The 24,367-nt window shown below is 66.2% G+C and carries 27 protein-coding genes and 1 tRNA gene; 17 read left to right on the top strand and 11 right to left on the bottom strand.

Features of this window, described 5'->3' with window-relative positions; translation table 11 throughout:
• The first annotated feature begins 40 nt into the window (after nucleotides 1-40).
• Together CBM2594_RS11195 and CBM2594_RS11190 are read left to right on the top strand one after the other, a co-directional pair.
• A tRNA-Ser gene (locus CBM2594_RS11195) sits at nucleotides 41-131 on the top strand.
• Between the two features lie 168 nt (nucleotides 132-299).
• Nucleotides 300-974 carry an FCD domain-containing protein gene (locus CBM2594_RS11190; protein WP_116356880.1) on the top strand — a complete coding sequence of 225 codons (675 nt, stop codon included), beginning with the start codon at nucleotides 300-302 and terminating at the stop codon, nucleotides 972-974.
• Between the two features lie 126 nt (nucleotides 975-1,100).
• Here CBM2594_RS11190 and CBM2594_RS11185 read toward each other — a convergent pair whose 3' ends face one another.
• The 3 genes from CBM2594_RS11185 to CBM2594_RS11175 form a co-directional block, all read right to left on the bottom strand.
• A complete protein-coding gene (locus CBM2594_RS11185) occupies nucleotides 1,101-2,900 on the bottom strand; it encodes a SulP family inorganic anion transporter (protein ID WP_116356879.1) in 1,800 nt (599 codons plus the stop codon).
• Between the two features lie 7 nt (nucleotides 2,901-2,907).
• Entirely contained in the window at nucleotides 2,908-3,882 is a 975-nt protein-coding gene (locus tag CBM2594_RS11180) for a Bug family tripartite tricarboxylate transporter substrate binding protein (RefSeq protein WP_116356878.1), read from the bottom strand.
• A gap of 84 nt (nucleotides 3,883-3,966) precedes the next feature.
• Nucleotides 3,967-6,006 carry a metallophosphoesterase family protein gene (locus CBM2594_RS11175; RefSeq protein WP_116356877.1) on the bottom strand — a complete coding sequence of 680 codons (2,040 nt, stop codon included), beginning with the start codon at nucleotides 6,004-6,006 and terminating at the stop codon, nucleotides 3,967-3,969.
• A 203-nt stretch (nucleotides 6,007-6,209) separates the two neighbouring features.
• On the opposite strand from CBM2594_RS11175, the gene CBM2594_RS11170 reads away from it, so the two are divergent.
• From CBM2594_RS11170 to CBM2594_RS11160, 3 genes are all read left to right on the top strand, one after another.
• Nucleotides 6,210-6,701, top strand: coding sequence for a GNAT family N-acetyltransferase (locus CBM2594_RS11170; protein ID WP_116356876.1), 492 nt, complete (start codon nucleotides 6,210-6,212; stop codon nucleotides 6,699-6,701).
• Between the two features lie 117 nt (nucleotides 6,702-6,818).
• A complete protein-coding gene (locus CBM2594_RS11165) occupies nucleotides 6,819-7,667 on the top strand; it encodes a D-amino acid aminotransferase (protein WP_116356875.1) in 849 nt (282 codons plus the stop codon).
• A 61-nt stretch (nucleotides 7,668-7,728) separates the two neighbouring features.
• Complete coding sequence (locus CBM2594_RS11160; RefSeq protein ID WP_116356874.1) at nucleotides 7,729-8,001, top strand: hypothetical protein; 273 nt, start codon at nucleotides 7,729-7,731, stop codon at nucleotides 7,999-8,001.
• Between the two features lie 5 nt (nucleotides 8,002-8,006).
• Here CBM2594_RS11160 and CBM2594_RS11155 read toward each other — a convergent pair whose 3' ends face one another.
• Genes CBM2594_RS11155 through CBM2594_RS11145 form a run of 3 tightly spaced genes read right to left on the bottom strand, consistent with a single transcriptional unit; the run spans nucleotide 8,007 to nucleotide 10,401 of the window.
• A complete protein-coding gene (locus tag CBM2594_RS11155; protein WP_116356873.1) occupies nucleotides 8,007-8,528 on the bottom strand; it encodes an OmpA family protein in 522 nt (173 codons plus the stop codon).
• A gap of 8 nt (nucleotides 8,529-8,536) precedes the next feature.
• Entirely contained in the window at nucleotides 8,537-9,802 is a 1,266-nt protein-coding gene (locus tag CBM2594_RS11150) for a diguanylate cyclase domain-containing protein (RefSeq protein WP_116356872.1), read from the bottom strand.
• The gene (locus CBM2594_RS11145) at nucleotides 9,799-10,401 is read right to left on the bottom strand and encodes a YfiR family protein (RefSeq protein WP_116356871.1); all 603 of its coding nucleotides are present in this window, start codon (nucleotides 10,399-10,401) and stop codon (nucleotides 9,799-9,801) included. The genes CBM2594_RS11150 and CBM2594_RS11145 overlap by 4 nt, the downstream gene beginning before the upstream one ends.
• 283 nt (nucleotides 10,402-10,684) lie before the next feature.
• Here CBM2594_RS11145 and CBM2594_RS11140 point away from each other — a divergent pair, with 283 nt between their 5' ends.
• From CBM2594_RS11140 to CBM2594_RS11115, 6 genes are all read left to right on the top strand, one after another.
• Nucleotides 10,685-11,146 carry a CopD family protein gene (locus CBM2594_RS11140; protein ID WP_116356870.1) on the top strand — a complete coding sequence of 154 codons (462 nt, stop codon included), beginning with the start codon at nucleotides 10,685-10,687 and terminating at the stop codon, nucleotides 11,144-11,146.
• 62 nt (nucleotides 11,147-11,208) lie between these two features.
• The gene (locus tag CBM2594_RS11135) at nucleotides 11,209-11,613 is read left to right on the top strand and encodes a lysozyme inhibitor LprI family protein (protein ID WP_116356869.1); all 405 of its coding nucleotides are present in this window, start codon (nucleotides 11,209-11,211) and stop codon (nucleotides 11,611-11,613) included.
• Between the two features lie 68 nt (nucleotides 11,614-11,681).
• Nucleotides 11,682-11,885, top strand: a complete 204-nt coding sequence (locus tag CBM2594_RS11130) for a hypothetical protein (protein WP_116356868.1) — start codon at nucleotides 11,682-11,684, stop codon at nucleotides 11,883-11,885.
• Nucleotides 11,886-12,021: 136 nt separating this feature from the next.
• On the top strand, nucleotides 12,022-12,456 hold the full coding sequence (locus CBM2594_RS11125; protein WP_116356867.1) for a YXWGXW repeat-containing protein: 435 nt from the start codon (nucleotides 12,022-12,024) through the stop codon (nucleotides 12,454-12,456).
• Nucleotides 12,457-12,569: 113 nt separating this feature from the next.
• Nucleotides 12,570-12,794, top strand: coding sequence for a hypothetical protein (locus tag CBM2594_RS11120; RefSeq protein ID WP_062800783.1), 225 nt, complete (start codon nucleotides 12,570-12,572; stop codon nucleotides 12,792-12,794).
• A 91-nt stretch (nucleotides 12,795-12,885) separates the two neighbouring features.
• Nucleotides 12,886-13,170: a hypothetical protein gene (locus tag CBM2594_RS11115; RefSeq protein WP_116356866.1), complete on the top strand. Its 285-nt coding sequence runs from the start codon at nucleotides 12,886-12,888 to the stop codon at nucleotides 13,168-13,170.
• A 44-nt stretch (nucleotides 13,171-13,214) separates the two neighbouring features.
• Here the strand turns inward: CBM2594_RS11115 and CBM2594_RS11110 are convergent, their stop codons facing one another.
• From CBM2594_RS11110 to glpK, 4 genes are all read right to left on the bottom strand, one after another.
• On the bottom strand, nucleotides 13,215-13,595 hold the full coding sequence (locus tag CBM2594_RS11110; RefSeq protein WP_116356865.1) for a hypothetical protein: 381 nt from the start codon (nucleotides 13,593-13,595) through the stop codon (nucleotides 13,215-13,217).
• A gap of 88 nt (nucleotides 13,596-13,683) precedes the next feature.
• Entirely contained in the window at nucleotides 13,684-14,061 is a 378-nt protein-coding gene (locus CBM2594_RS11105; protein WP_116356864.1) for an MliC family protein, read from the bottom strand.
• Between the two features lie 49 nt (nucleotides 14,062-14,110).
• Nucleotides 14,111-15,715 carry a glycerol-3-phosphate dehydrogenase/oxidase gene (locus CBM2594_RS11100; protein WP_116356863.1) on the bottom strand — a complete coding sequence of 535 codons (1,605 nt, stop codon included), beginning with the start codon at nucleotides 15,713-15,715 and terminating at the stop codon, nucleotides 14,111-14,113.
• A 78-nt stretch (nucleotides 15,716-15,793) separates the two neighbouring features.
• Nucleotides 15,794-17,365, bottom strand: coding sequence for a glycerol kinase GlpK (gene glpK, locus CBM2594_RS11095; protein ID WP_116356862.1), 1,572 nt, complete (start codon nucleotides 17,363-17,365; stop codon nucleotides 15,794-15,796).
• Between the two features lie 56 nt (nucleotides 17,366-17,421).
• Here glpK and CBM2594_RS11090 point away from each other — a divergent pair, with 56 nt between their 5' ends.
• Both CBM2594_RS11090 and purU read left to right on the top strand, forming a co-directional pair.
• Entirely contained in the window at nucleotides 17,422-18,297 is an 876-nt protein-coding gene (locus tag CBM2594_RS11090; protein WP_116356861.1) for an NUDIX hydrolase, read from the top strand.
• 141 nt (nucleotides 18,298-18,438) lie between these two features.
• Nucleotides 18,439-19,305 (top strand): formyltetrahydrofolate deformylase, encoded by an 867-nt coding sequence (gene purU / locus CBM2594_RS11085; RefSeq protein ID WP_116356860.1) that lies wholly within the window; start codon nucleotides 18,439-18,441, stop codon nucleotides 19,303-19,305.
• Nucleotides 19,306-19,474: 169 nt separating this feature from the next.
• Here the strand turns inward: purU and CBM2594_RS11080 are convergent, their stop codons facing one another.
• A complete protein-coding gene (locus tag CBM2594_RS11080) occupies nucleotides 19,475-20,245 on the bottom strand; it encodes a DeoR/GlpR family DNA-binding transcription regulator (RefSeq protein ID WP_116356859.1) in 771 nt (256 codons plus the stop codon).
• 156 nt (nucleotides 20,246-20,401) lie between these two features.
• Between CBM2594_RS11080 and CBM2594_RS11075 the strand changes: the two genes are divergently transcribed.
• From CBM2594_RS11075 to CBM2594_RS11060, 4 genes are read left to right on the top strand one after another with little or no spacing between them, the layout of a single operon-like run.
• The gene (locus tag CBM2594_RS11075; protein ID WP_116356858.1) at nucleotides 20,402-21,511 is read left to right on the top strand and encodes an ABC transporter ATP-binding protein; all 1,110 of its coding nucleotides are present in this window, start codon (nucleotides 20,402-20,404) and stop codon (nucleotides 21,509-21,511) included.
• Nucleotide 21,512: 1 nt separating this feature from the next.
• Nucleotides 21,513-22,619: an ABC transporter ATP-binding protein gene (locus CBM2594_RS11070; RefSeq protein ID WP_116357769.1), complete on the top strand. Its 1,107-nt coding sequence runs from the start codon at nucleotides 21,513-21,515 to the stop codon at nucleotides 22,617-22,619.
• The gene (locus CBM2594_RS11065; RefSeq protein ID WP_116356857.1) at nucleotides 22,616-23,500 is read left to right on the top strand and encodes a carbohydrate ABC transporter permease; all 885 of its coding nucleotides are present in this window, start codon (nucleotides 22,616-22,618) and stop codon (nucleotides 23,498-23,500) included. The genes CBM2594_RS11070 and CBM2594_RS11065 overlap by 4 nt, the downstream gene beginning before the upstream one ends.
• The gene (locus CBM2594_RS11060; protein ID WP_116356856.1) at nucleotides 23,493-24,359 is read left to right on the top strand and encodes a carbohydrate ABC transporter permease; all 867 of its coding nucleotides are present in this window, start codon (nucleotides 23,493-23,495) and stop codon (nucleotides 24,357-24,359) included. The genes CBM2594_RS11065 and CBM2594_RS11060 overlap by 8 nt, the downstream gene beginning before the upstream one ends.
• The last annotated feature ends 8 nt before the right edge of the window (nucleotides 24,360-24,367 follow it).

Below are 24,367 nucleotides of genomic sequence, written 5' to 3'. Positions count from 1 at the left end.
TGGATTCGCCAGGCAACTCTGCTATAATCTCGGACTTCCCGGAGAGATGGATGAGTGGTTTAAGTCGCACGCCTGGAAAGCGTGTATGGGTTAATAGCCCATCGGGGGTTCGAATCCCCCTCTCTCCGCCAGAATTTCAGAAAGCCCCGTAAAGTGAATAGCTTGCGGGGCTTTTTTGCGCCTGGCGACTAGCCAGGACGCTGCCGCAGGATCTGACACGTCAGCGGGCCAAGCTATAACGCCGGCGCGTCTTCCGTGCCCTTGACACGATTGACCTTCAACACTAAATTGAATCCACTATGGATGCAAAAGAACTGCTTGATGGTATGAGCGTGTATTCGCGTTTGCGCGAGGCCATATTGAGTGGCCGATTGTCCGCGGGTGCGCGACTGGTCAGCCAACGATTGGCAGGCGAATTTGGGGTCAGCAGAACTCCCGTAAAGGAGGCGCTTGCTCGCCTTGAGGGCGAGGGGCTGGTTGTGCGCGAAGGAAATTGGGGGTACAACGTGCGCACCATTTCATTGCGAGATGCAGAGGAAATTTTCGAGGCGCGTCTCGTCATTGAAGTGGCCAGCGCAGAGCGCGCTGCCCAACGCGCTACCGACGATGAAGCGCGGGCCATGTCGAGGCTGCTACGTTCTTGCCATCAGCATCTCCGTAGCGAAAATCTGGTGGAATTTCAGCATACCTCCCGCGCAATCCACGAACTCATTACGCAAGCAACCGGCAACTCCCAGCTGATTCGGATGTTTCGTCAGGTCAACGACCTGGTCATCCTCTTCGGAATCTCCTTGCTTCGCGCGAATCCCTACAGAGCGCAGGATATTCTCAAGGAGAATGAAGCAATCGTTGAGGCCATTCAGAGACGCGATAGCAACGAAGCGGTGCGCCTGATGCGCCTCCATATTGAGAAAGGTCACAGTAGCTTTCGGCAAACTGCCGCAAGCATTCGCCCTGCGATTTCATTGTTCTAGCGGCTGGAAAGCCCATGTCATAGGCGCGAGAGCACTACCCGCGCGCGTGTCTCCATCATCGACAAAGGCAGTCGATATAGATTTCCGGCTCCGATGCGGTGCCATTTTCTTTGATTGCACGGTAGTCTATGGGATAGGAAGGCGATTCCTCCCGCAATCATCAGATGCCAGGCTCTTCAACTCGCTGCATTCCTGGAATAGACGAACGGAACATGACGCGCACACGGTCGAATTCAGCCGTGGAATGATGTCGCTTAAGGCGGCCTGTTTTGTTGCAAACAGATTTGCGTCACCGAGCTCCCCTAGCAGGCCAGACTTCTGCCAAAGCGCTAAGACTTGCGCTTGTGGGTCATGGAAGTAGAGGTCACCCCCGGAAGCTCTCCGTGCTTCGAGCTCCTTTTTCCACATCTCCGTACCAGCGATATCACAGAAGCTCATGCCGCGTGCCAGGACAAGCAAGTGCTTCGGTTTTCCTGTGCCACAACGCTCCCCGCGCAGTTGGCCGGATATGTTTTGCACAGCGCCGAAGTAAAGCAAACCCTGCATTCGAATGACCTTCAACTGCGGACATTCTGATTGCATGTCCTTTGTGCTGTCCACTGGCACAAGTCGACGCCCGGCGCTGCTATCGGGGACTACGCAGGCAAGTACTGGGCGCGATGTGCGGTACATGTGAGCGGCTATCGACAGTACGACCCCTATCAAGATTGCCCGTTCGAGTCGGGTTCCGATTGTGGCAAGGTACGTAACGCAGACGATGGTTAGTTCGATTCGGCTTGCATGAGCCATCGTCTTTAGCTGCGCAACATCGAACAAGGACCACGCTACCAGGAGCAGCATCGCTGCTATGGCCGCAAGCGGAATCTGCGAGAGCTGGGAGCCAGTGAAGCTCACCAATGTTACGAGCAATACTGCTGAGAACACGCTGGCCAGCGGCGTCCGAGCCCCAGCTTCCAGGTTTGGAAGAGACCTGTTAAGAGAGCCACATGACACGTACGCGGAGAAGAATCCGCCTGCAACGTTAGAGAGTCCTTGTCCAATGAACTCCCGATTTGCGTCAATTGCCTGTCCCGAACGAGCCGCGACCATCTTCGCGACCGAGATGGTTTGGCTAAGCGCGACGATGGTAAGAGCAGCCGAGATTCCAAACAGGTCTCGGATAGCTTCTATCGAGAGGTGGGGTACGGAAAATGGCGGAATGGCGGCCGGGATGGCGCCGACCACGGCCACATGCTGGTCACCGAACCAGCCACTGAACTCAGCGAGGCTTGCCGTGGCGTATCCGGCGAGCAGCCCGATGAGCATGAATGGAAGCTTGGACGAAATACGCCGTACCGCCAGCGTGACAACGAGGGTCGTCAACGCAACGGTGACGGAGGCATAATTGATCGATGTGAGATTGCGCAATAAGAAGCTGACCAAGCCGAAAGCATCTGTCCCCGCCGGCACTGCCAAGCCAAAGAAGTCCTTAAGCGCAAACAGCGCGATCAGCGACGAGGCGCCGCAGGTGAACCCCAGCAGCACTGAGGGAGAAATGAAGTTGGTCAGGCTTCCCAGCCTGAGTGCTCCGATGACCAGCTGCATCAGCCCCACCGCAACGGTTACGCTCAGTGCAAGCGTGACATACGATGAACTGCCTGGAGCAGCCAGGGGGCTCAGCATGGCGAAGAGCGCGAGCGAGTTCGCATTCGTGGGTCCCGACATGACATGCCGGCTTGACCCAAATAGCGCTGCGATGATGCACGGCACCACTGCGGTGTAGATGCCATACTCTGGCGGAAGACCAGCGAGAGCGCTAAATGCCACCCCCTGAGGCAGCACCAGCACTGCGCCAAGCAAGCCGGCGAGGATGTCCGCCCGAAGGGATTCCCAAGTCAGGTTGCGAACCAAGCGAGGGACATTGCGAAATCGGCTTGCCCGGAGCATGCTTTAATCACTCCACCGCGATCTGTGCCGTTTTAATCAGGGCCCCATAGGTTTGAATATCGTTGGAAATGGTTTCTGCAAAGGCCTTTGAGCTGTCTCCCACCGGTTGGATGCCTTGTTGCTTGATGGCTTCAGCCACTTTTTGCTCCTTCAATACAGCGCTAACCGTGGATTGCAGCTTGCCTACAATCTCGTCCGGCGTTCCGGCGGGGGCAACCAAGCCATACCAGATGCTCGATTCAAAGCCTGGCAGTCCGGCTTCGCTGATGGTCGGAACATCCGGGAAGAGCGGCAGCCGAGCCTTGGAAGCTACACCGATGATTCTTAGCTTTCCGGCCTTGATGTGCCCTAGCGTTGGAGGCAACACCGTGAACATCATGGAGACCTGATTGCCCAGCAGGTCTGTCACAGCCGGAGCCGAGCCCTTGTATGGGATGCCAAGTACCTTTATGCCTGCCTGGGCCTTGAATTGCTCCGCGGCGAGGTGCGAGGCGCTTCCATTCCCCGAGGACCCATAGGTCAGTACATCCGGATTCTTCCTGGCGTAGGAGATGAGGCCCTTGACATCTTTGGCGGGTACCGCGGGGTTGACCACCAGTACGTTGGGCGCGACTCCGACATTGGTCACGGCCTTGAAGGACTTGGCGAAATCGAACGTCAGTTTGGGATATAGCGTGGCATTGACGCAGTTATTGCTGCTTGCCATCAGCAACGTGTAGCCGTCTGGCGTGGCATTTGCTGCAGCCTGCGTGCCGATATTGGTGGCGGCGCCTGGCCGATTCTCAACGATGACTGGTGTCGAGAGACGCGTACTCATTTCGTGGCTTATTTGGCGGGCCAGAAAATCGGCCGCCCCTCCGGCCGCCCACGGGACGATGATGCGAATCGGCTTGCTAGGATATCCGCCATTGTTAGCAAGTGACGGGGATGCGGCAGCGACGAGAGTCAGCGCCATAACGGCAGCAGCAGCTCGGAACAACATGATGAGTCTCCTTTGATTTCTAGTAATCAGTACGACGTCAATCCACGTTTCATCAATTCCGCGAGGGTAGTTGCTCAATCAGGGTCAGGCAGGGATATATACGGCGTTCACGAGATTTCGTGCCATTGGCATGTCTGCCTGGTAAAGCTGTTCGCCGTTTCGCAGATTCCAGCAAGTCTTCCCGGTCTGCAGAGCCTGGGCAATCGTCTGCAAGGCCTTGGCGTGCTGGTCGGCGGCAAAGACGAGGAGCTCGGCGCAACCCGCTGGACCAGTCATGCGCAAGCGATACAGGTGCTCGTGCTTGGACCGCTCGATCCCTTCGATGCAAGGCAGGTCTCGAGCCAGCATTGAAATCCAGTACTTCAGCACCAGGCCGCCGACCCGAGGGTTGAACGAGCGGTCGAACATGCCAACCCGCAAAAAGTAGCCGCGGTCGAAATCAATCATGCCTTCGATGGTTACGCCCAGCGCCGGAGTGCGATACGCAGCGAGGACAGATTCGACAAGTTGTGCGCAAAGGGCTACTTCGTTTTCCTGTGCCCCTGCAGGATTGTCGGTAGCGGTACGCACGAGGAGACTCGGCTGCATTCCATGTGTCTCCGGCAGCCGCGATACCTGGTCGGCGATATCGAGAGGCGAATCGGAGAACCCCACACGGAAGAGTGCAGTGCACCCCGCATAGCCAAGTTCGGCAAGTTCCTTTAGTCGGTGGAGTTCCGCAGGGACCCAACCATGGAAGACCAGATGCCCATACTTCAGACCATCGACTGCTGCATCGCTGGGCTGCCGTAGCTTGTTGACGAGGAGACGTACGCCGGGCAGCTGTTCCGGGATGCTTGTCACCCGCTGCACCTCGGCGCGAAGGCTGGCTTCAGTCGCGACCAGTTCGAGCGACTCAATCGCCGGAGCGATGTCGCGCAAGAGTTCGATTTGCGCGCTATCCGGGAGGGAGGTCGCAACGAGCTGAGCCCGCATGCCAATCTTTGCCAGTTTGCGAAGCCGCTCTACCGCTTCAGGACGACGCAGGTCGGACAGGGCTGTGCGAATCCGGGAGACGCTGAGGTCGAACAGGCCGAACAGCGGGTAGTCGTTTCGAACCGTTTTTGTATCGAATGCATCCAGTGCACCGCTAGGCTGTACCTCTACGTCACTAGCCCATGGATACCCGGGGTCGATTCCCAGGTTCGGCAGCGAAGTGCATTTGGGGTGAAGGATGGGCTCCGTTCGGAGCTCGTCGCAGCCAGGGACTACGTCAGTGGACTCCGTGCGAATGAAGCGAGCGACATGGCCGGATTCGAAGACGTCGACGACGAAGAAGCCTAGTTTGTCGACGTCCTGCCTCCCGCCTTCCTCGCCTGGCGGGAGGCAGCGTTGCATTTCCGAATAGTCCTGACGCACGAAAGCGGTCGACGGCAGGAGATAAATCTCGGTATCCCCATACTGGTCGTACCAAAGGTTGTGGACGTGACCGCAGAAGACTGCTTCCACGCGGTGCTCGGCCAGAAGGTCGAGTAACCAGCTCCTTGCTGGCTCATCGATGTTGTCGTAGTGGCTTGGCTCGTCGGCGTCCCTGACATAAGGGGGGTAATGCAAGGACAAAAAGGCCCTTCCTTTTCCCTTCGCAAGCGCCTGCTCAAACCATCGTTGCTGCTCCAGTTCCTCGGGCAATCCGGAGTTGAGCAGCGACGTGTTCAAAACCAGGAATCTGCAGTCCTGATGTTGCCATTCCAACCACTGTGCGCCGAACTCGCGCTCGTAAGCGCGCATGAAATCCGGCGCGATCTGGGCGACAGGTGCAAGTGGCCATGGCTTGTCCCCGACATCATGGTTTCCCGGCGTAAGGTAGACGGGGCATTCCAGCACGGCCGCCATCTGCCGATAGTTCTCCGCTGCCTCATGGAAGCCGGCATGTGAGGGAATGGGGTGCACGATATCGCCCAGGTGAATCACGAAGCTCGCGTTGTAGCGCTTTGCTTCGTGGATGGCCTTACGCGCCCGTTCGTTGGCGAGCCGGTTTAGCTCAAAAAACGAAGATGCCTTGTCTTCCGCCTGATTGACATGCGTATCGGCAATCACAACAAACCTGAATTTCGGCTTACCGGTGGGCTGCAAACTTGTTTTCATCTCGCGCCTTTAAATTGAATCCAGTCTGGATTCGATCTTAGGCGGAATGCTGCCGGAGGCAAGCAAGATTTGTCGTTGGCTCTAACGAATGATTGCAACTGGTACCATCGTGTGCGCTTTGTGGCATATTGCGGCCGGCCTGCAATGGGTAATTTGCTCTCGCCCGGCGCGGCGATATTTGTTGTCCAGACATGCTCCCGGCCATGACCAAACTCACCCCCCATTTCGAAATCCGCCCCGCCTTGCCCTCGGACGCGCAAGCCGTGGAAGCCATCCTGACCGACACCTACCTCGGCACCTGGAAGCCGCAACTGGCGCCGGCCGCGGCAGCTGCCTTCGAACAGCAGGGCAAGACCCGCAGCTACGTCGAATCACGCCTGCAGGCCTTTCATGTCGCCTGCGTGGACGGCGTGCCGGCCGCGATGGTCGATTGGGAAAACAACTTCATCTGGGCATTGCATGTCGGCCGCGCATGGCAGCGTATGGGTTTGGGCGGGGCGCTGCTGGCGCATGCGGAGGCCGGGATGGCCCGCGCCGGGCATCGCGAGGCGAGGCTGGAGACAGATACGTTCAACCAGCAGAGCCGCGCGTTCTATCGGCGCCATGGCTATGCCGAGATCGATTTCTATCCCGATGAAAGCTGGGACAGCGGCTTTACCACGGTGTTGTTGTCGAAAGCGCTGGCGCCGGCCTGAGTGCGTGCGCCCGTGCCGGCGTGAGGCGCCGCGCCGGCTTCATGCGCAGATTGCATGACGTTGCCGGGCAGCCCGTGAAAGAATCAGGCATCTCTTTCGAACAGCCAGCATGCTCCCATGTCCGACCCCATCGTCCACCTCAACGGCACCCTGACCCCGCTCTCCGAAGCCCGCATCCCGGTACTGGACCGCGGCTTTATCTTCGGCGACGGCATCTATGAGGTGATCCCGTACTACCACGGCAAGCCGTTCCGCGGCGCGCAGCACCTGGCGCGGCTGCACCGGAGCCTGGAGGGCATCGGCATTCCCGACCCGTACAGCGCGGCGCAGTGGCTGGAGCGTGTCGGCGAGGTAGTCCAGGCCAACGGGCTGTCGGACCAGCTTGTCTATATCCAGGTGACGCGGGGCGTGGCCAGGCGCACCCATGCGTTCCCGAAGGAAGTGGTGCCGACGGTGCTGATCATGACCAATCCGATGGCGCTGCCGTCGGCGCAGATGGTCGGGCAGGGCGTCGCGTGCGTGACGATGGAGGACCGGCGCTGGCTCAATTGCCAGATCAAGTCGACCTCGCTGCTCGGCAACGTGCTGGCGGCGCAGCATGCGGTGGAGCAGGGCGTGACCGAGGCGATCCAGTTCCGCGACGGCTGGCTGACCGAGGCGTCGGCGTCCAATGTGTGGCTGGTGCGCGATGGCCGCGTGGCGGCGCCGCCCAAGGACAACCTGATCCTGGAAGGCATCCGCTACGGCTTCATGGAGGAAATCTGCGAGGCGATGGGGATTGCGCTGGAGTCGCGCCGGATCGGCAGGGACGAGGTGTTTGCCGCCGACGAGGTGCTGCTGTCGTCGGCCAGCAAGGAGTTGCTGCCGGTGGTCAGCATCGATGGCCGCCAGATCGGCAAGGGCGTGCCGGGGCCGGTGTTCGCGCGCCTGTATGCGGCTTACCAGGCGGCCAAGGCGGCGCTGTAAGAGCCTGCAAGTCCAGGCAGACGCGTGCTAGCATGCATCGGGATTCAGCCAGGAGTCAGTCATGCCCAAGCGTGAGCGCGGCCGGCGTGCCTTGCAGGACGAGGTCAGCCGGCGTATCCAGCAGATCGATGAAATCGGCGAGGACGGTCCCCGGATCCGGGTGCCGGCACCGCAGCCGCATCCGCGCGATGCGCGCGGCCGCAACTGGGACATGGCCTTCGACAACCTGCACGGCTATGCGGCCAGCGTGCGCGCGGCGGTCGACAAGGTGCGCGACGAGTTCGACCTGAACGAGGCGCTGGAGAACCGCGCGCCCAATCCCTTCGGCGACTGAGCGCGCTAGTCCACTGAAACGATGATGGCGACGCGCCGGTTCTCGGCGCGTCCCGCGGCGGTGCGGTTGTCCGCCACCGGACGGGTCTTGCCCAGCCCGCGGACTTCGATGTGGTCCCGCGCAAAGCCGGCATCGGCCAGCAGCCTGGCCACGGCTTCGGCGCGCCGCACCGACAGCGACTGGTTGTATTCCGCCGCGCCGGCGTCATCGGTATGGCCGTCCACGCGCAGGTGCTCGATGCCCACGCCGCTCAGCGCCCGGCCGATGCGCCGCACGTTGGCGGCACGCTCGCCTTCGATCAGGTCCTCGTTGAAGCCGAACAGCACCTTGTCGCTGAGGCCCAGTTCCCAGCCTTCTCCTGTCAGCGTAAAGCCTTCCTGCTGCAGCACGGCCAGCTGCGCCGGCGACAGCCGTCCGTCGGGCGGTGCGGTCTGGCAGCCGGCCAGCGCCAGGCTGGCCAGCATCGCCGCGGCCAGCCAGGACTTCCAGCGGAATTTGTGATCGGTCAGGGGACGGCTTGCAAACATGTGGGTTCTCACTGCGTGACGTCCAGGCGCGGCTCGGCGCTTTGCCAGATGCCGCCGGAGCGCCGCTTGGCGCCGTACATGGCGGCGTCGGCGGCGTGCAGCAGCGCCTGGCTGCCTTGCGCATGGACAGGGAAGACGGCCAGCCCGATGCTGAGCGAGGCCTGCACCGCGCTGCCGTCTGGCAGGTCGATGGGGCAGGCCATCGCCTGCAGGATATGTTCGGCGATCTGGATCGCATCGTCCGGCGCGCGCAGCGCGGTGGCCAGTACCGCGAATTCGTCGCCGCCGATGCGCGCCACGGTGTCGCGGGCGCGCAGGCTGGCGCGGATGCGCTGGGCCACCGCGACCAGCACCGCGTCGCCGGCGGCATGGCCGTGGCGGTCGTTGATGTGCTTGAAATCGTCGCTGTCGAGATACAGCACCGCGGCATATTCGTCGTTGGCGGCCGCGTGGCGCACGGCGTGCTCCAGCGCCTCGACGAAGGCGGCGCGGTTCAGCAGCCCGGTCAGCGCATCGTGGTTGGCGCGGTGGGCGAGCGAGCGGTTCTCGTGCTGCATCTGGTTCTGCCAGGTCTGCAGTTCGTCGAGCAGGCCGTTGAAGTCTTCGCTGAGCGCATTGAGTTCGGCGATGCTGGCCGGCGGCGTGCGCTGCGCGAAATCGCGCTCGGAACGGACCGCGTGCGCCACCCGCATCAGGTTGCGCAGCGGCTCGATGATCTGCACCAGCAGCCGGCTGGCCAGGTAGTGGGCGCCGACGGCGGTCAGCAGCAGGCAGGCCAGCAGGCCCAGCGCGCCCTGCAGCAGGAAATGCAGCAGGTTGCGCGGGTCGCCGCTGACGCGCAGCATGCCGACCGTTTGCGCCTGGTGCAGGATGGGCTGCTCGACGGCTTCCGTGCCCAGCCATTCGACCAGTGCATGGCGCAAGCCGGTCAGCGGCGCCTGGCCGGGCCGCTCCCACACCGCCAGCACGTGGTGGTCGCGGTCATAGACGGTGGCGCGGGCGATGTCTTCCGAGGCCGCGATCGCCGCCAGCGTTTCCGCGGTGGCGGGCTGGTCGCGGAACACCACCGGCGCTTCCAGCGTATAGGCGATCGAGCGCGCCACCAGCCGCACGTTGTGGTCGGCGTAGACGCGCAGCGCGGTGACGCCGATCGCGGTCAGCGCCAGGCCGGCGGTGCATACCGCGATCAGCGCCACGCCCAGGTGGATGCGGCGCAGCACGCTGTAGAGGGTGGGGCGCGCGCCTTGCCCGCGCACCGGCCGGGGCTGGCTCATGACGGCGCTCCCTTGCGGCGGCCGAGCTGCAGCACGCCGGGATGCATGTGCACGCCGCTGCGGGCGAGGGTATCGAGATTGACGCGGAACGAGACCTGGCTGTCGCGGATGTTGAGGCAGAACATGCTGCCCACCTCGCACTCGAAGTCTTCTTCGGCGATGACCAGCACCGGGCGGCCGGTCAATTCGGCCGACAGGCGCTTGCGGCGCGGTTCGTTCATGGTGCCCACGTACAGCGCATCGCACGCCGGATGCAGCATGTCGGCCAGCACGTCGACCTGCCGGGTCTGCACCGTGCGGCCATTGGCGAGCGTGCCACCCTCCCTCAGCCGGGCCGCATAGCGGCTGGCATGATCCACGCACAGCCGCACCGGATCGCGCTCCACCGGCCAGCGCGCGTAGCCGAGCAGGCTGATGACCACGCGCGCGACCAGGTCGGCCCGTTGCGGGGCAGGTTGCGCGGTGACAACGGGCGGCAGCATGGCGGGCAGCACCGCCAGCGTCACGGCAAGCAGAGCGGCCGTCAGGCCGCGGCGCAGCAGCGGTCGCGCACGGGCAGCGGACGCGGTCGGAGGAGGGCTGGCTGGGGCAGGCGCCATGGTCTGGAATGAAGGGGGCGGAGCGGCCGCTTGCGGTGTTGTGGTCTGGCCGAGGGTATTGTCTGGGGCTGGGTTCCGGACGGTCAAGCGCCCGGCCGTGCAATGGCTTGGGCGAAATCGGGCTGCGCGAGCGAGATCCTGCGGAACCGGCTCATGACGCGGCGTGATACGAAATGTTTATCGGCCCGCTGTTGCTTTCCTGAAGCCCGCCCGGCTTCGCCGTGGCGGCCACAACACTTAGAATGTGGTCATCGCCCCAACCCGCGCCCTGCCGCGTGCCGCCATGATCGCCGACCCCCTTCTCCGCATGCTGCACCTGACCGGCGTCGCCGTCTGGGTCGGCGGCATGTTCTTCGCCTACCTGTGCCTGCGGCCGGTGGCCGGCGCCGTGCTGGAGCCGCCGCCGCGCCTGCGCCTGTGGCGCGGCGTGTTTGACCGGTTTTTCCCATGGGTGTGGGCGTCGGTGGTCGCAATCCTGCTAAGCGGTGGCGCGATGATGGCGGCGGTGGGCATGGCTGGCGCGCCGCGCAACTGGCACCTGATGCTGGGCATCGGCATCGTCATGGCGGGGATTTTCTGCTACGTATGGTTCGGCCCGTATCGGGCGCTGGGCCGGGCCGTGGACGCCCAGGACTGGCCGGCCGCCGGTGCCGCGCTGAACCGCATCCGGCAGGCGGTCGGGACCAACCTGGTGCTCGGGCTGGCCAATATCGCCGTGGCGACGCTGGGCCGCTGGCTCGCCTGAACGGACCGCGCAGCACCTGGGTCCGTCTCGTCTTGTCACAACCACGCAAACGGAGAGCTGCCATGCGCGTCTTCGCATATGTTGCCGTCGCCGGCCTGGCCGTGGCGGCCATCCCCGCCGGCGCCGCGGGCAATGGCGGCCTGAGCGCCGACTATGAGCGCTGCATGGGCAAGGCTGTGTCGACCGCCGACATGCTCAACTGTGCCGCGCTGGAGTCGCGGGTCCAGGAGGCGGCGCTGAACCGCGCCTATCAGTCGCTGCTGCGGCGGCTGGAGCCGCCGCGCACCGGGCAGTTGCGGGTGGCGCAGCGGGTCTGGCTCGAGTACCGGCAGGCCCATTGCGCTTTCGTTTCCAATCCGGCCGGCGGCAGCGCCGCGCGCGTGGCCGGCGCGGGCTGCATGCTGGACATGACGGCCGCGCGGGCGCGCGAATTGCGCGCCTTCGCCACCGAGGCCGGCGGCCGGTGAGCCTGCGGGCCTTGTGCTAGAGTTGCCTGACCCCCTGTGCTGCGGCACGTCTCAACCGGAGATGGATCATGGCCAATGAATCGCGCCACAACCTGAAGGCTTTCGTGCAGACCGCACCCCAGGCGGGGCGCTACGTGTGGGTCATCGCGCTGGTGGATTTCAGCGCGCAGCAGGTCCGGCGCGCCATTGTGTCGGACGATACCTTCACCACCTCCGATGCCGCGCGCGTTGCCGGCGAGGCCCAGCTCAAGGCGATGGCCGAGGATCACTAGCCTCGCGTTAGCGCAAGCGGCTCGTACCGGGCTGTTGCGCGCCGGCATCCGTGGCCGGCCGATATCGATTCTTGCCTTGCGGGCGGTTCCCCGCACACTAGACTATGGGCATGTTCCTCCACAAGAAAGGACTCCCATGACGGATTGCGCGCTTCGCCCGGCCAGGGCCCTGCTGCTGGCCGCGTTGCTCGGTTCGGGCCTGACGTTCAGTGCGGCGTCGATGGCCCAGGTGTCGGTCAACATTGCCATCGGCGTGCCGCCGCCGGCGCCGATCTACGAGGCCGTGCCCGCGCCGCGCGCCGGCTACGTCTGGATGCCCGGCTACTGGGACTGGGACGATCACCACCGCAAGCACGCCTGGAAAAAGGGTCGCTGGGAGCGCGAGCGCCCGGGCTACGTCTATGAGTCGCCGCGCTGGGTCCAGGCGCGCGACGGCTGGGTGCTGGTGCCGGGCCGCTGGGACCAGGGCGGATATAAAGACAAAAACAAGGACAAAGGCAACAAAGGCCACAAGGAAAAGGACAAGGGCAACCATTGCCCGCCCGGCCAGGCCAAGAAGGGCGAGTGCTGACCAGCCCGCCGCGCGGCGCCATACGGTGACGCCGCGCGTCCTTGCCATGCTACGATCCCCGCCATGACACCCGCGCCCGCGCGGCGCATCGGCAGCGGATTCCGGAGGTAGCGATGGCAAGGCACGTCTTCACGCGCGCGCAGTATCTCGACATCCTCAACGACAGCCTGCGCAAGCATCCCGGCTGGCAGCCCGGCATGGCGTTCGTGTTCCTGCCGCCCGGCGCCGACGCCAGCCAGGCCACGGCGGTGGGCTGCACCGGCCCGATGGACGCGATCCCGGTCTATGCGGAGATCCAGCGCGTGGCGGCCGAGCTGATCGAAGTCAGCGACGCATAAGCCAACGCCCACCCGCGCCACTGTAGCGCCGGCCCGGTGGACGCCCGCGAGTGCGTACAATACCGCCCTCTACAGACTTTCGGATATTGCCGTGAAGAAAACGGACCTGGAAAAAAACAAGGGCCTGAAGATCGCCAACAGCCTGAAGCAGGCGGCGGCGGGGCGGGGCGGCATGCCCGGCGCCGCGGCGCGCCCGGACCGGCGCGAGCAGCGCCGGCTGGACCAGGAGCAAGGTCTGGTGCCGTTCGCGTGCAAGCTCGACGGCACGCTGGTGAAGCGCCTGCAGGCGCTGGCCGCCGATCACCCGGGCGGCATGACGGGGCTGCTCAATGAAGTGCTGGCGGGCGCGCTGCCGCCGGAGCAGGACCAGGCCTGAGCGTCGCGCGGCGGCCGCAGGGCCGCCGGGGCTTCAGTCCTCTTTCAATCCTCGTCTTCGTCGTCGAGGAACTCGCGACGCAGCATCCAGTTGGCGATGGCTTCGTCGCAGATGCGCTTGAACTTCTGCTTGTCCGGCATCTTGTCGAACAGCTGGAAGTTGACCAGCGCCATGCCGGCATCGGTGATGTAGAACATCCGGCTCGGGTCGTCGTCGTGGACGATGCGGCCGTCGATGGCGTCTTCTTCGCTTTCCGCCGGCATGTCTTCCAGCTCGACCACGCGGCAGGTGAAGCGCGGGCTGCGGGTGTGGGTCAGGTACTCGAATTCGTCGTGCATGACCTCGCCGCCCTTGCCCGCGATCACGGCGAAGCCCCAGATAAAGCGGGGCATCGGCAGATCGGACAGGTCTTCAATCTCGTCCATGGTGTTCTCCCTGATTCAATCCCCGCATTATCGCCCGGAACGCCGCGGCTTCAAACCGTGGCGCGGCGCGACCGTGCCGATCGTGGACTTATGGCCCCGCGTGGCAGTTGGCCAGCGCCGGCGCGGCGTTTTCCGCCTGCATCAGGTCGCGCAGCGTGCCTGACTCGCCCTTGGTCCACCATTCGTAGCGGCCGCCGACATAGCGCGCGCCGGAAGCCGACACCGTGCTGACCGCCAGCACCGGCTTGCCTTCGATGCGAAACACCGCGGCCTGGTTGTCCGGGCTGTTGAAATAGCGGACCGTCAGCGTCTTGCCGCCGTCGCACTGGTAGCGCATGGTGCGCACCTCGGGAAAGCGCACGCCGTCGATGCCGGGCGCGCGGGCGGCCTGGGCGGTGGCGCTGGCGCACAGTGCGGCGAGCAGGGCAACGGCAGGAATGCGGGACAGCATCAGGCGATCGGGCATGGCGTGTTCTGGTCGAAAGTTGGTGTTCGGGTGGGGCTGCGGCAAGCGCTCAGCCCAGCATGTAGCCGGCGGCGAGCGCGCGGAAGCTCTCCAGCTCGCGGGCTTGCCAGGCTTCATCCTCGCCGAGTTCTTCGGCCAGGATAGCCGCCACCGCCGGTGCCGCGTCGACCGCCGCGCGAGCGTCCAGGAACAGCGCGCGGTTGCGGCGCGCCAGCACGTCCTCGACCCGGCGCGCCAGTTCATGCCGCGCGGCAAAGCGCACGTGGGCCTCGGTCAGGCCCGAGGCGCCGGCCAGCATGCGGTCGTGTCCCGGCAGCGCGCGCAGCAGCGCCAGCTCGTTGCCGTAGTAGCGGTCCGGCGAACCGGAATCCGGTGGCGGCAGGTCGGCCGGCAGCCCGGCCGCGCCGTGCAGCGGCAACTCCGCGGTCACGCACGGCGCGGCGCGCACCATCTGGCGCTGGATCGCGGTCTCGATCACGTCTTCGGCCATCTTGCGGTAGGTGGTCCATTTGCCGCCGGTGACGGTGATCAGTCCGGCTTTCGACACCACGATCGTATGCTCGCGCGACAGCGACGCGGTGGAGGCTTCGCCGGTGGCCCGCACCAGCGGCCGCAGGCCGGCCCAGACGCTGGTGACGTCGGCGCGGGTGGGGTCCTTGGCCAGGTAGCGCGACGCCGTTTCGAGGATGAAATCGACATCGTCGGCGCCGGCGTCGGGCTCCAGCGGCAGGTCGCGGCGCGGCGTGTCGGTGGTGCCGACGATGGTGTGGCCGTTCCAGGGCACCACGAACAGCACCCGCCCGTCGTCGGTCTTGGGGATCAGGATGGCGCGCTCGCCCGGCAGGAAGCTGCGCGGCAGCGTCAGGTGCACGCCCTGGCTGGGCGCGACCATGGCGCGGGCATGCCCGTCTTCCATCTGGCGGATGGCATCGACCCACACGCCGGTGGCATTGATCACGCAGTCCGCGCGCAGCCGGAAGGTGGCGCCGCCCAGCACGTCCTGCACCGTCACGCCGCTGATCACGCCGCCCTGCTGGCTCAGGCCGGTCGCGCGCATGTAGTTGAGCGCGGTGCCGCCGACGTCGAACAGCGTGCGCATCAGCGCCACCGCCAGCCGCGCATCGTCGAACTGGCCGTCGAAATACAGGTTGCCGCCGCGCAGCGGGCGCCCGCCGACGTGTTCGGCCAGGTTGGGCGCGGCGGCCAGCACCTCGCGGTGGTTCAGCCAGCGGCTGCCGGACAGGTTGAGGCTGCCGGCGAGCATGTCATAGAGCTTGAGGCCGATGCCGTAGAAGGGCTGGTCGAACATCTGGTAGGCCGGCACCACGAAGCCCAGCGGCCACACCAGGTGCGGCGCGTTGCGCGCCAGCAGGCCGCGCTCGTGCAGGGCCTCGCGCACCAGGCTGATATTGCCCTGGGCCAGGTAGCGCACGCCGCCATGTACCAGCTTGGTGGCCTTGCTCGAGGTGCCCTTGGCAAAGTCCGCGGCTTCGACCAGCAGCGTGCGGTAGCCGCGCGACGCGGCATCGACCGCCGTGCCCAGGCCGGTGGCGCCGCCGCCGATGACGATCACGTCCCAGCGCGGCTCGCGCTCCAGGGTGGCGAGCAGGGCGGCGCGGCCGGGCGGCTGGATCGGGGTGGGAAGGCTGTGCATGACGCTGGTTTCTGGTGTGTGCTGGCTAGGGATGTTCGGTTTGCCCGCGCTGCGCGGGACGGGTTTGACGCAACGGCGTCAGCCGTGGCCGCCGCCGGCGTCGTCGTCGCGCGCCCAGTCGCGGGCGCGCTCGACCGCCCGGTGCCAGCGCGCGAGCCGGTGGCCGCGCTCGTCGGCAGACAGGTTGGGCTCGAAGCGCCGCTCCACCTGCCATTGCTGCGCGATCTGCACCGGGTCGCTCCAGTAGCCGGTGGCCAGGCCGGCCAGGTAGGCGGCGCCCAGCGCGGTGGTCTCGGTCACGCGCGGGCGTACCACCGGGGTGCCGAGCAGGTCGGCCTGCATCTGCATCAGCAGGTCGCTGCGCGAGGCGCCGCCGTCCACACGCAGCTCGGCCAGCGCGATGCCGGCGTCCTTCTGCATGGCCTCGAGCACGTCCACGCTTTGCAGCGCGATCGATTCCAGCGCCGCGCGCGCGATCTGCGGCCGGCCGGTGCCGCGCGTCATGCCGACCAGCGTGCCGCGCGCGAAGGGGTCCCAGTGCGGCGCGCCCAGCCCGGCAAAGGCCGGCACCAGCACCACGCCGCCGCTGTCGTTGCACTGGCGCGCCAGCGCCTCGGCCTCGGGCGCGCTCTGGATGATCTTCAGGCCGTCGCGCAGCCACTGGATGGTGGCCCCACCCATGAACACGCCGCCCTCCAGGCAATATTGAGTCTGGCCGCGGTACTGCCAGCCGATGGTGGTCAGCAGCCGGTTGTGCGACGTGACCGGCTGCGCGCCGGTATTCATCAGCAGGAAGCAGCCGGTGCCGTAGGTGTTCTTGGCCATGCCCGGCACCAGGCAGGCCTGGCCGAAGGTGGCGGCCTGCTGGTCGCCGGCGATGCCGGCAATCGGGATCGGCAGGCCGAACAGCCGCGCCGAGGTGCGCGCGACTTCGCCGCTGGACGCCACCACCTCGGGCAGCAGCGCGTGCGGGATGTCGAGCAGCGCCAGCAGCGCGTCGTCCCATTCAAAGCTGTGGATGTTGAACAGCATCGTGCGCGAGGCATTGGAGACGTCGGTGACATGGCGCGCGCCGTCGGTCAGCTGCCAGATCAGCCAGCTGTCGACGGTGCCGAAGGCCAGCTCGCCGCGCTGCGCGCGCGCCCGCGCGCCTTCGATGTTGTCCAGCATCCAGCGCAGCTTGGTGCCGGAAAAATAGGCGTCGATGATCAGGCCGGTCTTCTCGCGGAACAGCTCGCCGTGGCCGGCGGCCTGCAGCGCCTCGCACATCGGCGCGGTGCGGCGGTCCTGCCAGACCAGCGCGCGGCCGACCGGCTCGCCGGTCTTGCGGTCCCACAGCACGGTGGTCTCGCGCTGGTTGGTGATGCCGATGGCGCGCACCTGCGAGGCGCTGATGCCGGCATCGGCCAGCACCTGGTGCGCCACCGCCAGCTGCGACTGCCAGATCTCGTAGGGATCGTGCTCGACATGGCCGGGATGTGGGTAATATTGGCGGAACTCGCGCTGCGCCAGGCGCACCACGTTGCCGGCATGGTCGAACAGGATGGCGCGCGAGCTGCTGGTGCCCTGGTCGAGCGCCAGCACGTATTGCGGCTCGGCGGGAAGCTGGGACGGGGCAGGGTGCTGGCCCTGCGCGGCGGGCTGGTTCATGCGTTCGATCCTGACAATGACAATGCGCGCCGGCGCGGCCGGCGCACGGAATGCCGATGGCTGAAATGTCCTTCCTGCCGGCCGCGGCTGCCGCGGCACGGATCGCCGCCTCGCTGGCGGCGCGCAGCGGCTTCGATGCCGCCGCCAAGCTGCGCCTGATGGCCGGCGGCCGGCAGGTCGGCTGGCTTCCCCGCAAACATGCCGGCATCCTGCGCGGCATCGCTGGCGTGCTCGGTCCGGAGCAGGCGCTTGCCGACGGCTCCGTGGCCGTGGCGCTGCTGCCGGGCTGCGATGATTTCGCCGCGCGCAGCGCCGCGCTGCGGACGCTGTCGCACCATCTGGCCGACGCCGGCCATGTGCGCGGCTGGCGCGACGAGCTGTTCGCGGTCACCGCCGCGCTGGACGCACCCGCAGTGGCGGTGGTGGAGCGCGCCGCGGCCCGCTTCCTGGGGCTGCTGACCTTCGCTTCGCACATGAACGGCATCGTCGATGGCGGTGCGGACAACCCGCCGGCGCTGTGGATCTCGCGCCGCAGCCCGGCCAAGGCCGTCGACCCCGGCATGTGGGACAACCTGGTCGCCGGCGGCATGCCCCACGGCAGCGACCCGCTGGCGACGCTGGTGCGCGAGTGCGGGGAAGAGTCCGGCATTCCGCCCGAACTGGCGCGCGGCGTGCAGCCGCACGGCATGATCGAGGTGCTGCGCGACCTGCCCGAAGGCGTGCAGTGGGAGCAGGTCTATGTCTACGACCTGCTGCTGCCGCCGGGCTTCACGCCGCACAACCACGACGGCGAGGTCAGCGAGCACCGGCGCGTCGAGGTGGCGCCATTGCTTGCTATCATGTCGGCCGGCGCCATGACGGTCGATGCGACACTGGTGACGCTGGATGCCCTTGAGCGGCGGGGCTGGCTCGATACCGGTCAGCCCGACTGAGCCGCCGCGGAATCCATCGCCGCTCGCTGCGGCAGTGTCTGCGTTATTGCCTGCATTGCCCGCGTTATTGCCTGCGTTACTGACCGAGCCCCCCAGGCTTCCCCGGCCCCGCGCCGCGCCACCCCGACAGAACCACACACCATGAGCAACACCGGATTCATCCTGACCCTCTCGTGCCCTGATCAGCCGGGCATCGTCCACGCCGTCTCGGGCCTGCTGTTCCAGCACGGCTGCAATATCGTAGACTCCGACCAGTACGGCGACGAGTATGCCGGCCGCTTCTTCATGCGCGTGCATTTCACCCCGGCCGCCGGCGGTCCCGACCTGGCCACGCTGAAGGCCGCGTTCGCGGCGGTGGGCGACCAGTTCGGCATGCAGTGGGAGCTGAACGATGCCACGGTCAAGCCGCGCGTGATGATCATGGTGTCGAAGATCGGCCATTGCCTGAACGACCTGCTGTTCCGCGCCAAGGTCGGCGGGCTGCCGGTGGAGATCGCGGCCATCGTCTCGAACCACCGCGACTTCTACCAGCTGGCGGCATCGTACGACGTGCCGTTCTTCCACCTGCCGCTGATGAACGCATCGGCGGAGCAGAAGGCCGCGCAGGAAGCGCGCGTGTTCGACGTGGTGCAGGAGCAGAACATCGACCTGGTGGTGCTGGCGCGCTACATGCAGGTGCTGTCCGACGACCTGTGCCGCAAGCTGGCCGGCCGCGCCATCAATATCCACCATTCGTTCCTGCCCAGCTTCAAGGGCGCCAAGCCGTACTACCAGGCGCACGACCGCGGCGTGAAACTGATCGGCGCCACCGCGCACTACGTCACCGCCGACCTGGACGAAGGCCCGATCATCGAGCAGGAGATCGAGCGCGTCGACCACAGCATGGACCCTGACCAGCTGACCGCCGTCGGCCGCGACGTCGAATGCGTGGCGCTGGCGCGCGCGGTCAAGTGGCATGCCGAACACCGCATCCTGCTCAACGGCCACAAGACCGTGGTGTTCAAGTAAGCCTTCGATGCCCCGAAGCTTTGCTCCCCTCTCCCGCTCGCGGGAGAGGGGCCGGGGGTGAGGGCGGGCGCGTCGCAATGCCGACGCGCCCCGCCATGCCCTGCCACCCGCCATCAACACCGCCCCCGCTCCCACCCGCGCGGCAGCGGCAGCCGGACATCCGGCACGCTCACTCCCGCTCCGCCACCACACACTTCACCCCACTGTCGGCCAGGATCTGGTCGAACGGCGCCGCCACCGGCGCGTCGGTGAACAGCCGGTCCACCTGCGACACATGCGCCAGCTCCACCATGGCCTGGCGGTTGAACTTGCTGGCGTCCGCCGCCAGCCAGACCTCGCGTGAATGCTCGATGATGGTCCGCGCCACCTTGACCTCGCGGAAGTCGTAGTCGCGCAGCGTGCCGTCGGTCTCGATGCCCGAGATGCCGATCAGCCCGATATCGACCTTGAACTGGCGGATGAACTCCACCGTGGCCTCGCCGACGATGCCGCGGTCGCGCGAGCGCAGCACGCCGCCGGCGACGATGACTTCGCAATCGGGGTTGTCGGCCAGGATGTTGGCGACGTTCAGGTTGTTGGTGATCACGCGCAGGCCGCGATGGTGCACCAGCCCGCGCGCGATCTCTTCCACCGTGGTGCCGATGTTCAGGATCAGCGAGCAGCCTTCGGGCACCGCCGCCGCCACCGCGCGCGCGATGCGCGCCTTGCCCTCGGCATTGAGCACCTGCCGTTGCCGGTAGGCGATGTTCTCGGTGGTGGAATCTTCCACCCGCACCCCGCCATGGAAGCGCGCCAGCATGCCGTTCTCGGCCAGCAGGTTGACGTCGCGGCGCACCGTCTGGAGCGTGACGCCGAACTTGCGCGCAAGTTCGTCGATGGAGGCAAAGCCCTGGGTGCGGACTTCTTCGAGCAGGGCCGTCTGGCGGGGATTCAGGGTCATGCCGGGATTCTAGTTCAAACACAAACGAAAACAAATGATGCGCTGCACTATTGTTTTATGTTCGTTTTGTTGCTAAAACGAGCGTGAAGCCAAGAGTGGTGCGCCTGCATCGGACGCAAGCCGTGATGCCGGCAGCATATCGAACATGGAGACCGGATGCAGCTACGTTTGGAAGGCGTCGCACAGCAGGCAGGTTCGCAGGCGTATCTCTATCCGATGACGCTGGCCCCGGTTGCGGGCGCGGTCACCATCCTGCTGGGCGCGACGCAGGCGGGCAAGACTTCGCTGATGCGGGTCATGGCGGGGCTGGACCGGCCCAGCGCCGGGCGCGTGCTGGTCGACGGCGACGACGTCACTGGCATGCCGGTGCGCGAGCGCAATGTGTCGATGGTCTACCAGCAGTTCATCAACTACCCGTCGCTCAGGGTCTTCGACAACATCGCTTCGCCGCTGCGGCTGCGGCGCAAGGCCGCGGCCGGCGAGATCGCCGGGCGCGTGCGCGAGCTGGCGGCGCGGCTGCATATCGACCACCTGCTGGACCGCTATCCGGCCGAGCTCTCCGGCGGCCAGCAACAGCGCGTGGCGCTGGCGCGCGCGCTGGCCAAGGAGGCGCCGCTGATGCTGCTGGACGAGCCGCTGGTCAACCTGGACTACAAGCTGCGCGAAGAGCTGCGCGAAGAACTGACGCAGCTGTTCGCGCACGGCGACGCCACCGTGATCTACGCCACCACCGAGCCCGGCGAGGCGCTGCTGCTGGGCGGGCACACGGCGGTGCTCGATGCGGGCGAGCTGCTGCAGTACGGCCCCACGCCACAGGTGTTCCACTATCCCGATTCGCTGCGCGTGGCGCGCGCCTTCAATGACCCGCCGATGAACCTGGTCGAAGGCCGGCTGCAGGGCGGCGAGGTCGCGCTGGCCGGCGGCATCGCGGTGCCGGTGCCCGGCGTGGCGGCGCAAGACGGCCCGGTGACGCTGGGCGTGCGCGCGTCGGCCCTGCGTCTGGCGGGGGAGGCTGGCGCGGTCGCGGTGCCGGGCCGCGTGGCGCTGGCCGAGCTGTCCGGCTCGGACACCTTCGTCCACGCCGATACCGCGGTCGGAAACCTGGTGGCGCAGTTCGCCGGCGTGCTCGACCTGCAGCTGGGCGAGCCGGTGACGCTGCACCTGCTGCCCGACCAGCTCTACCTGTTCGATGCCGACGGCCGCCGCATCCATGCGCCGCGCCGGCCCGGCGGCGCGGCGATGGCAACGCCAGCGGCGGGAGGCTGAAATGGCGCGCATCGACCTGGACCTGGCGCACTCGTATGTGCCCCATCCGCGCACCGACGACGACTACGCGCTGCTGCCGCTGCGCTTCACCTTCGAAGACGGCGGCGCCTATGCGCTGCTGGGCCCGTCGGGCTGCGGCAAGACCACGCTGCTGAACTGCATTTCCGGGCTGCTGCGGCCTTCGCACGGCACCATCGCCTTCGATGGCCGCGATGTCACCGGCGCCACGCCGCAGGCGCGCAATATCGCCCAGGTGTTCCAGTTCCCGGTGATCTACGACACCATGACCGTCGGCGAAAACCTGGCCTTCCCGCTGCGCAACCGCGGCGTGCCGGAAGCGCAGGTGCGCGAGCGGGTCGGGCGCGTCGCCGAGATGCTGGATCTTTCGTCGACGCTCGGGCGCCGCGCCAGCGGGCTGGCCGCCGATGCCAAGCAGAAGATCTCGCTCGGGCGCGGGCTGGTGCGCCAGGACGTGTCGGCGATCCTGTTCGACGAGCCGCTGACGGTGATCGACCCGCAGCTCAAATGGCAGCTGCGGCGCAAGCTGAAGGAAATCCACCACGAGTTTCGCCTGACGCTGATCTACGTGACCCACGACCAGACCGAGGCGCTGACCTTTGCCGACCAGGTGGTGGTGATGTCGCGCGGCAAGGCGGTGCAGGTGGGGCCGGCCGATGCGCTGTTCGAGCGGCCCGCGCATACCTTCGTCGGGCACTTTATCGGCTCGCCGGGCATGAACTTCTTGCCCGGGCAGTGGCGCGACGGCGCCATCGACGTGGCCGGGCGCCGCTACACGCCGACGCTGGCGCCGCCGGTGGAAGCGGCGCTGCGCGCGGCCGGCAGCTTCCGCATCGGGGTGCGCCCGGAATACCTGCGACTGGCGCCGGAGCGCGACGCGCAGGCGGTGCCGGTGCAGGTGCAGCGGGCGCAGGACATCGGCACTTACTGGCTGCTGACCGGCACGGTGCAGGAGGCGGGCGCGCAGGCCGGCACGCTGCGCGCGCGGCTGGGTGTGGAGGCGGCAGGGCTGCGCGCGGGCGATACGGCGTGGCTGTCGGTGTTCAACCGGCATACCTGCTACTACGTCAACGAGGAGCTGGTCGCATGAAGCCCGTCAACCAGAAGGCCTGGCTGCTGGTGCTGCCGGTGGTGGTATGCGTGGCATTCTCCGCCATCCTGCCGCTGATGACCATCGTCAATTATTCGGTGCAGGACATCATCTCGCCCGAGCGGCGCGTGTTCGTCGGCACCGAATGGTTCCGCACGGTGCTGCGCGACGGCGAGCTGCACGATGCGCTGCTGCGCCAGCTCGGCTTCTCGCTGGCGGTGCTGCTGGTGGAGATCCCGCTGGGCATCCTGCTGGCGCTGTCGATGCCGGCGCGGGGCTGGAAGGCATCGGCGGTGCTGGTGATCATCGCGCTGTCGCTGCTGATCCCGTGGAACGTGGTCGGCACCATCTGGCAGATCTTCGGGCGCACCGATATCGGCCTGCTCGGCGCCGCGCTGGAAGGGCTGGGCTTCGACTACAACTACACCGGCAGCGCCTTCGACGCGTGGATCACGGTGCTGGTGATGGACGTCTGGCACTGGACGCCGCTGGTGGCGCTGCTGTGCTACGCCGGCCTGCGCGCGATCCCCGACGCCTACTACCAGGCCGCGCAGATCGACGGCGCCTCGCGCCTGGCGGTGTTCCGCCATATCCAGCTGCCCAAGCTGCGCGGCGTGCTGATGATCGCGGTGCTGCTGCGCTTCATGGACAGCTTCATGATCTACACCGAGCCGTTCGTGCTGACCGGCGGCGGGCCCGGCAACGCCACCACGTTCCTGTCGCAATACCTGACCCAGAAGGCGGTGGGCCAGTTCGACCTGGGCCCCGCGGCGGCGTTTTCCATCGTCTACTTCCTGATCATCCTGCTCATGTGTTTCATCCTCTACAACTGGATGCAGCGCGCGGGCACCGCCGGCAGCGAGGACATGCCCCATGGCTGAGATCTCTTCGGCAGTTCCTGCCGTGATCCCCACCGCAATCCCGGCAAAGGCCAACCGCGCCGCCTGGTGGCGCGCCGGCTTCCTGCTGGCCTACCTGGTGTTCGCCATCGTGCCGATCTACTGGATGGTCAACATGTCGTTCAAGACCAACGAGGAGATCGTCTCGACGCTGTCGCTGTGGCCGGGGCAGTTTACGCTGGAGCACTACAAGACCATCTTCACCGATCCGTCCTGGTATTCGGGCTACGTCAACTCGATGATCTACGTGGCGATGAACACCGTGATCTCGATCGGCGTCGCGCTGCCGGCCGCCTATGCCTTTTCGCGCTACCAGTTCATCGGCGACAAGCATGTGTTCTTCTGGCTGCTGACCAACCGCATGACGCCGCCGGCGGTGTTCCTGCTGCCGTTCTTCCAGCTCTACAGCACCATCGGCCTGATGGATACGCACCTGGGCGTGGCGCTGGCGCACCTGGTCTTCAACGTGCCGCTGGCGGTGTGGATCCTGGAGGGTTTCATGTCCGGCGTGCCGCGCGAGATCGATGAAACCGCCTATGTCGACGGCTACTCGTTCCCACGCTTCTTCCTGACCATCTTCCTGCCGCTGATCAAGGCCGGCGTGGGCGTGGCCGCGTTCTTCTGCTTCATGTTCAGCTGGGTGGAACTGCTGCTGGCGCGCACGCTGACCTCGGTCAACGCCAAGCCCATCGTCGCCACCATGACGCGCACGGTATCGGCATCGGGCATGGACTGGGGCGTGCTGGCCGCGGCCGGCGTGCTGACCATCGTTCCCGGCGGCATCGTGATCTGGTTCGTGCGGCACTACATCGCGAAGGGCTTCGCGATGGGCCGCGTGTAGTCCCCGGG

It is taken from the genome of Cupriavidus taiwanensis (genome assembly GCF_900249755.1).
GTDB lineage: Bacteria > Pseudomonadota > Gammaproteobacteria > Burkholderiales > Burkholderiaceae > Cupriavidus > Cupriavidus taiwanensis_D.
The sequence above is the reverse complement of the archived record's forward strand: the minus strand, read 5'-3'. Positions and strand labels throughout refer to the sequence as shown.

What these genes read in the sequence shown, in the direction of transcription:
- CBM2594_RS11190 (WP_116356880.1), top strand. Translation starts at nt 300, where the DNA reads ATGGATGCAAAAGAACTGCTTGATGGTATGAGCGTGTATTCGCGTTTG.
- CBM2594_RS11185 (WP_116356879.1), bottom strand. Translation starts at nt 2,900, where the DNA reads ATGCTCCGGGCAAGCCGATTTCGCAATGTCCCTCGCTTGGTTCGCAAC.
- CBM2594_RS11180 (WP_116356878.1), bottom strand. Translation starts at nt 3,882, where the DNA reads ATGTTGTTCCGAGCTGCTGCTGCCGTTATGGCGCTGACTCTCGTCGCT.
- CBM2594_RS11175 (WP_116356877.1), bottom strand. Translation starts at nt 6,006, where the DNA reads ATGAAAACAAGTTTGCAGCCCACCGGTAAGCCGAAATTCAGGTTTGTT.
- CBM2594_RS11170 (WP_116356876.1), top strand. Translation starts at nt 6,210, where the DNA reads ATGACCAAACTCACCCCCCATTTCGAAATCCGCCCCGCCTTGCCCTCG.
- CBM2594_RS11165 (WP_116356875.1), top strand. Translation starts at nt 6,819, where the DNA reads ATGTCCGACCCCATCGTCCACCTCAACGGCACCCTGACCCCGCTCTCC.
- CBM2594_RS11160 (WP_116356874.1), top strand. Translation starts at nt 7,729, where the DNA reads ATGCCCAAGCGTGAGCGCGGCCGGCGTGCCTTGCAGGACGAGGTCAGC.
- CBM2594_RS11155 (WP_116356873.1), bottom strand. Translation starts at nt 8,528, where the DNA reads ATGTTTGCAAGCCGTCCCCTGACCGATCACAAATTCCGCTGGAAGTCC.
- CBM2594_RS11150 (WP_116356872.1), bottom strand. Translation starts at nt 9,802, where the DNA reads ATGAGCCAGCCCCGGCCGGTGCGCGGGCAAGGCGCGCGCCCCACCCTC.
- CBM2594_RS11145 (WP_116356871.1), bottom strand. Translation starts at nt 10,401, where the DNA reads ATGGCGCCTGCCCCAGCCAGCCCTCCTCCGACCGCGTCCGCTGCCCGT.
- CBM2594_RS11140 (WP_116356870.1), top strand. Translation starts at nt 10,685, where the DNA reads ATGATCGCCGACCCCCTTCTCCGCATGCTGCACCTGACCGGCGTCGCC.
- CBM2594_RS11135 (WP_116356869.1), top strand. Translation starts at nt 11,209, where the DNA reads ATGCGCGTCTTCGCATATGTTGCCGTCGCCGGCCTGGCCGTGGCGGCC.
- CBM2594_RS11130 (WP_116356868.1), top strand. Translation starts at nt 11,682, where the DNA reads ATGGCCAATGAATCGCGCCACAACCTGAAGGCTTTCGTGCAGACCGCA.
- CBM2594_RS11125 (WP_116356867.1), top strand. Translation starts at nt 12,022, where the DNA reads ATGACGGATTGCGCGCTTCGCCCGGCCAGGGCCCTGCTGCTGGCCGCG.
- CBM2594_RS11120 (WP_062800783.1), top strand. Translation starts at nt 12,570, where the DNA reads ATGGCAAGGCACGTCTTCACGCGCGCGCAGTATCTCGACATCCTCAAC.
- CBM2594_RS11110 (WP_116356865.1), bottom strand. Translation starts at nt 13,595, where the DNA reads ATGGACGAGATTGAAGACCTGTCCGATCTGCCGATGCCCCGCTTTATC.
- CBM2594_RS11105 (WP_116356864.1), bottom strand. Translation starts at nt 14,061, where the DNA reads ATGCCCGATCGCCTGATGCTGTCCCGCATTCCTGCCGTTGCCCTGCTC.
- CBM2594_RS11100 (WP_116356863.1), bottom strand. Translation starts at nt 15,715, where the DNA reads ATGCACAGCCTTCCCACCCCGATCCAGCCGCCCGGCCGCGCCGCCCTG.
- glpK (WP_116356862.1), bottom strand. Translation starts at nt 17,365, where the DNA reads ATGAACCAGCCCGCCGCGCAGGGCCAGCACCCTGCCCCGTCCCAGCTT.
- CBM2594_RS11090 (WP_116356861.1), top strand. Translation starts at nt 17,422, where the DNA reads ATGGCTGAAATGTCCTTCCTGCCGGCCGCGGCTGCCGCGGCACGGATC.
- purU (WP_116356860.1), top strand. Translation starts at nt 18,439, where the DNA reads ATGAGCAACACCGGATTCATCCTGACCCTCTCGTGCCCTGATCAGCCG.
- CBM2594_RS11080 (WP_116356859.1), bottom strand. Translation starts at nt 20,245, where the DNA reads ATGACCCTGAATCCCCGCCAGACGGCCCTGCTCGAAGAAGTCCGCACC.
- CBM2594_RS11075 (WP_116356858.1), top strand. Translation starts at nt 20,402, where the DNA reads ATGCAGCTACGTTTGGAAGGCGTCGCACAGCAGGCAGGTTCGCAGGCG.
- CBM2594_RS11070 (WP_116357769.1), top strand. Translation starts at nt 21,513, where the DNA reads ATGGCGCGCATCGACCTGGACCTGGCGCACTCGTATGTGCCCCATCCG.
- CBM2594_RS11065 (WP_116356857.1), top strand. Translation starts at nt 22,616, where the DNA reads ATGAAGCCCGTCAACCAGAAGGCCTGGCTGCTGGTGCTGCCGGTGGTG.
- CBM2594_RS11060 (WP_116356856.1), top strand. Translation starts at nt 23,493, where the DNA reads ATGGCTGAGATCTCTTCGGCAGTTCCTGCCGTGATCCCCACCGCAATC.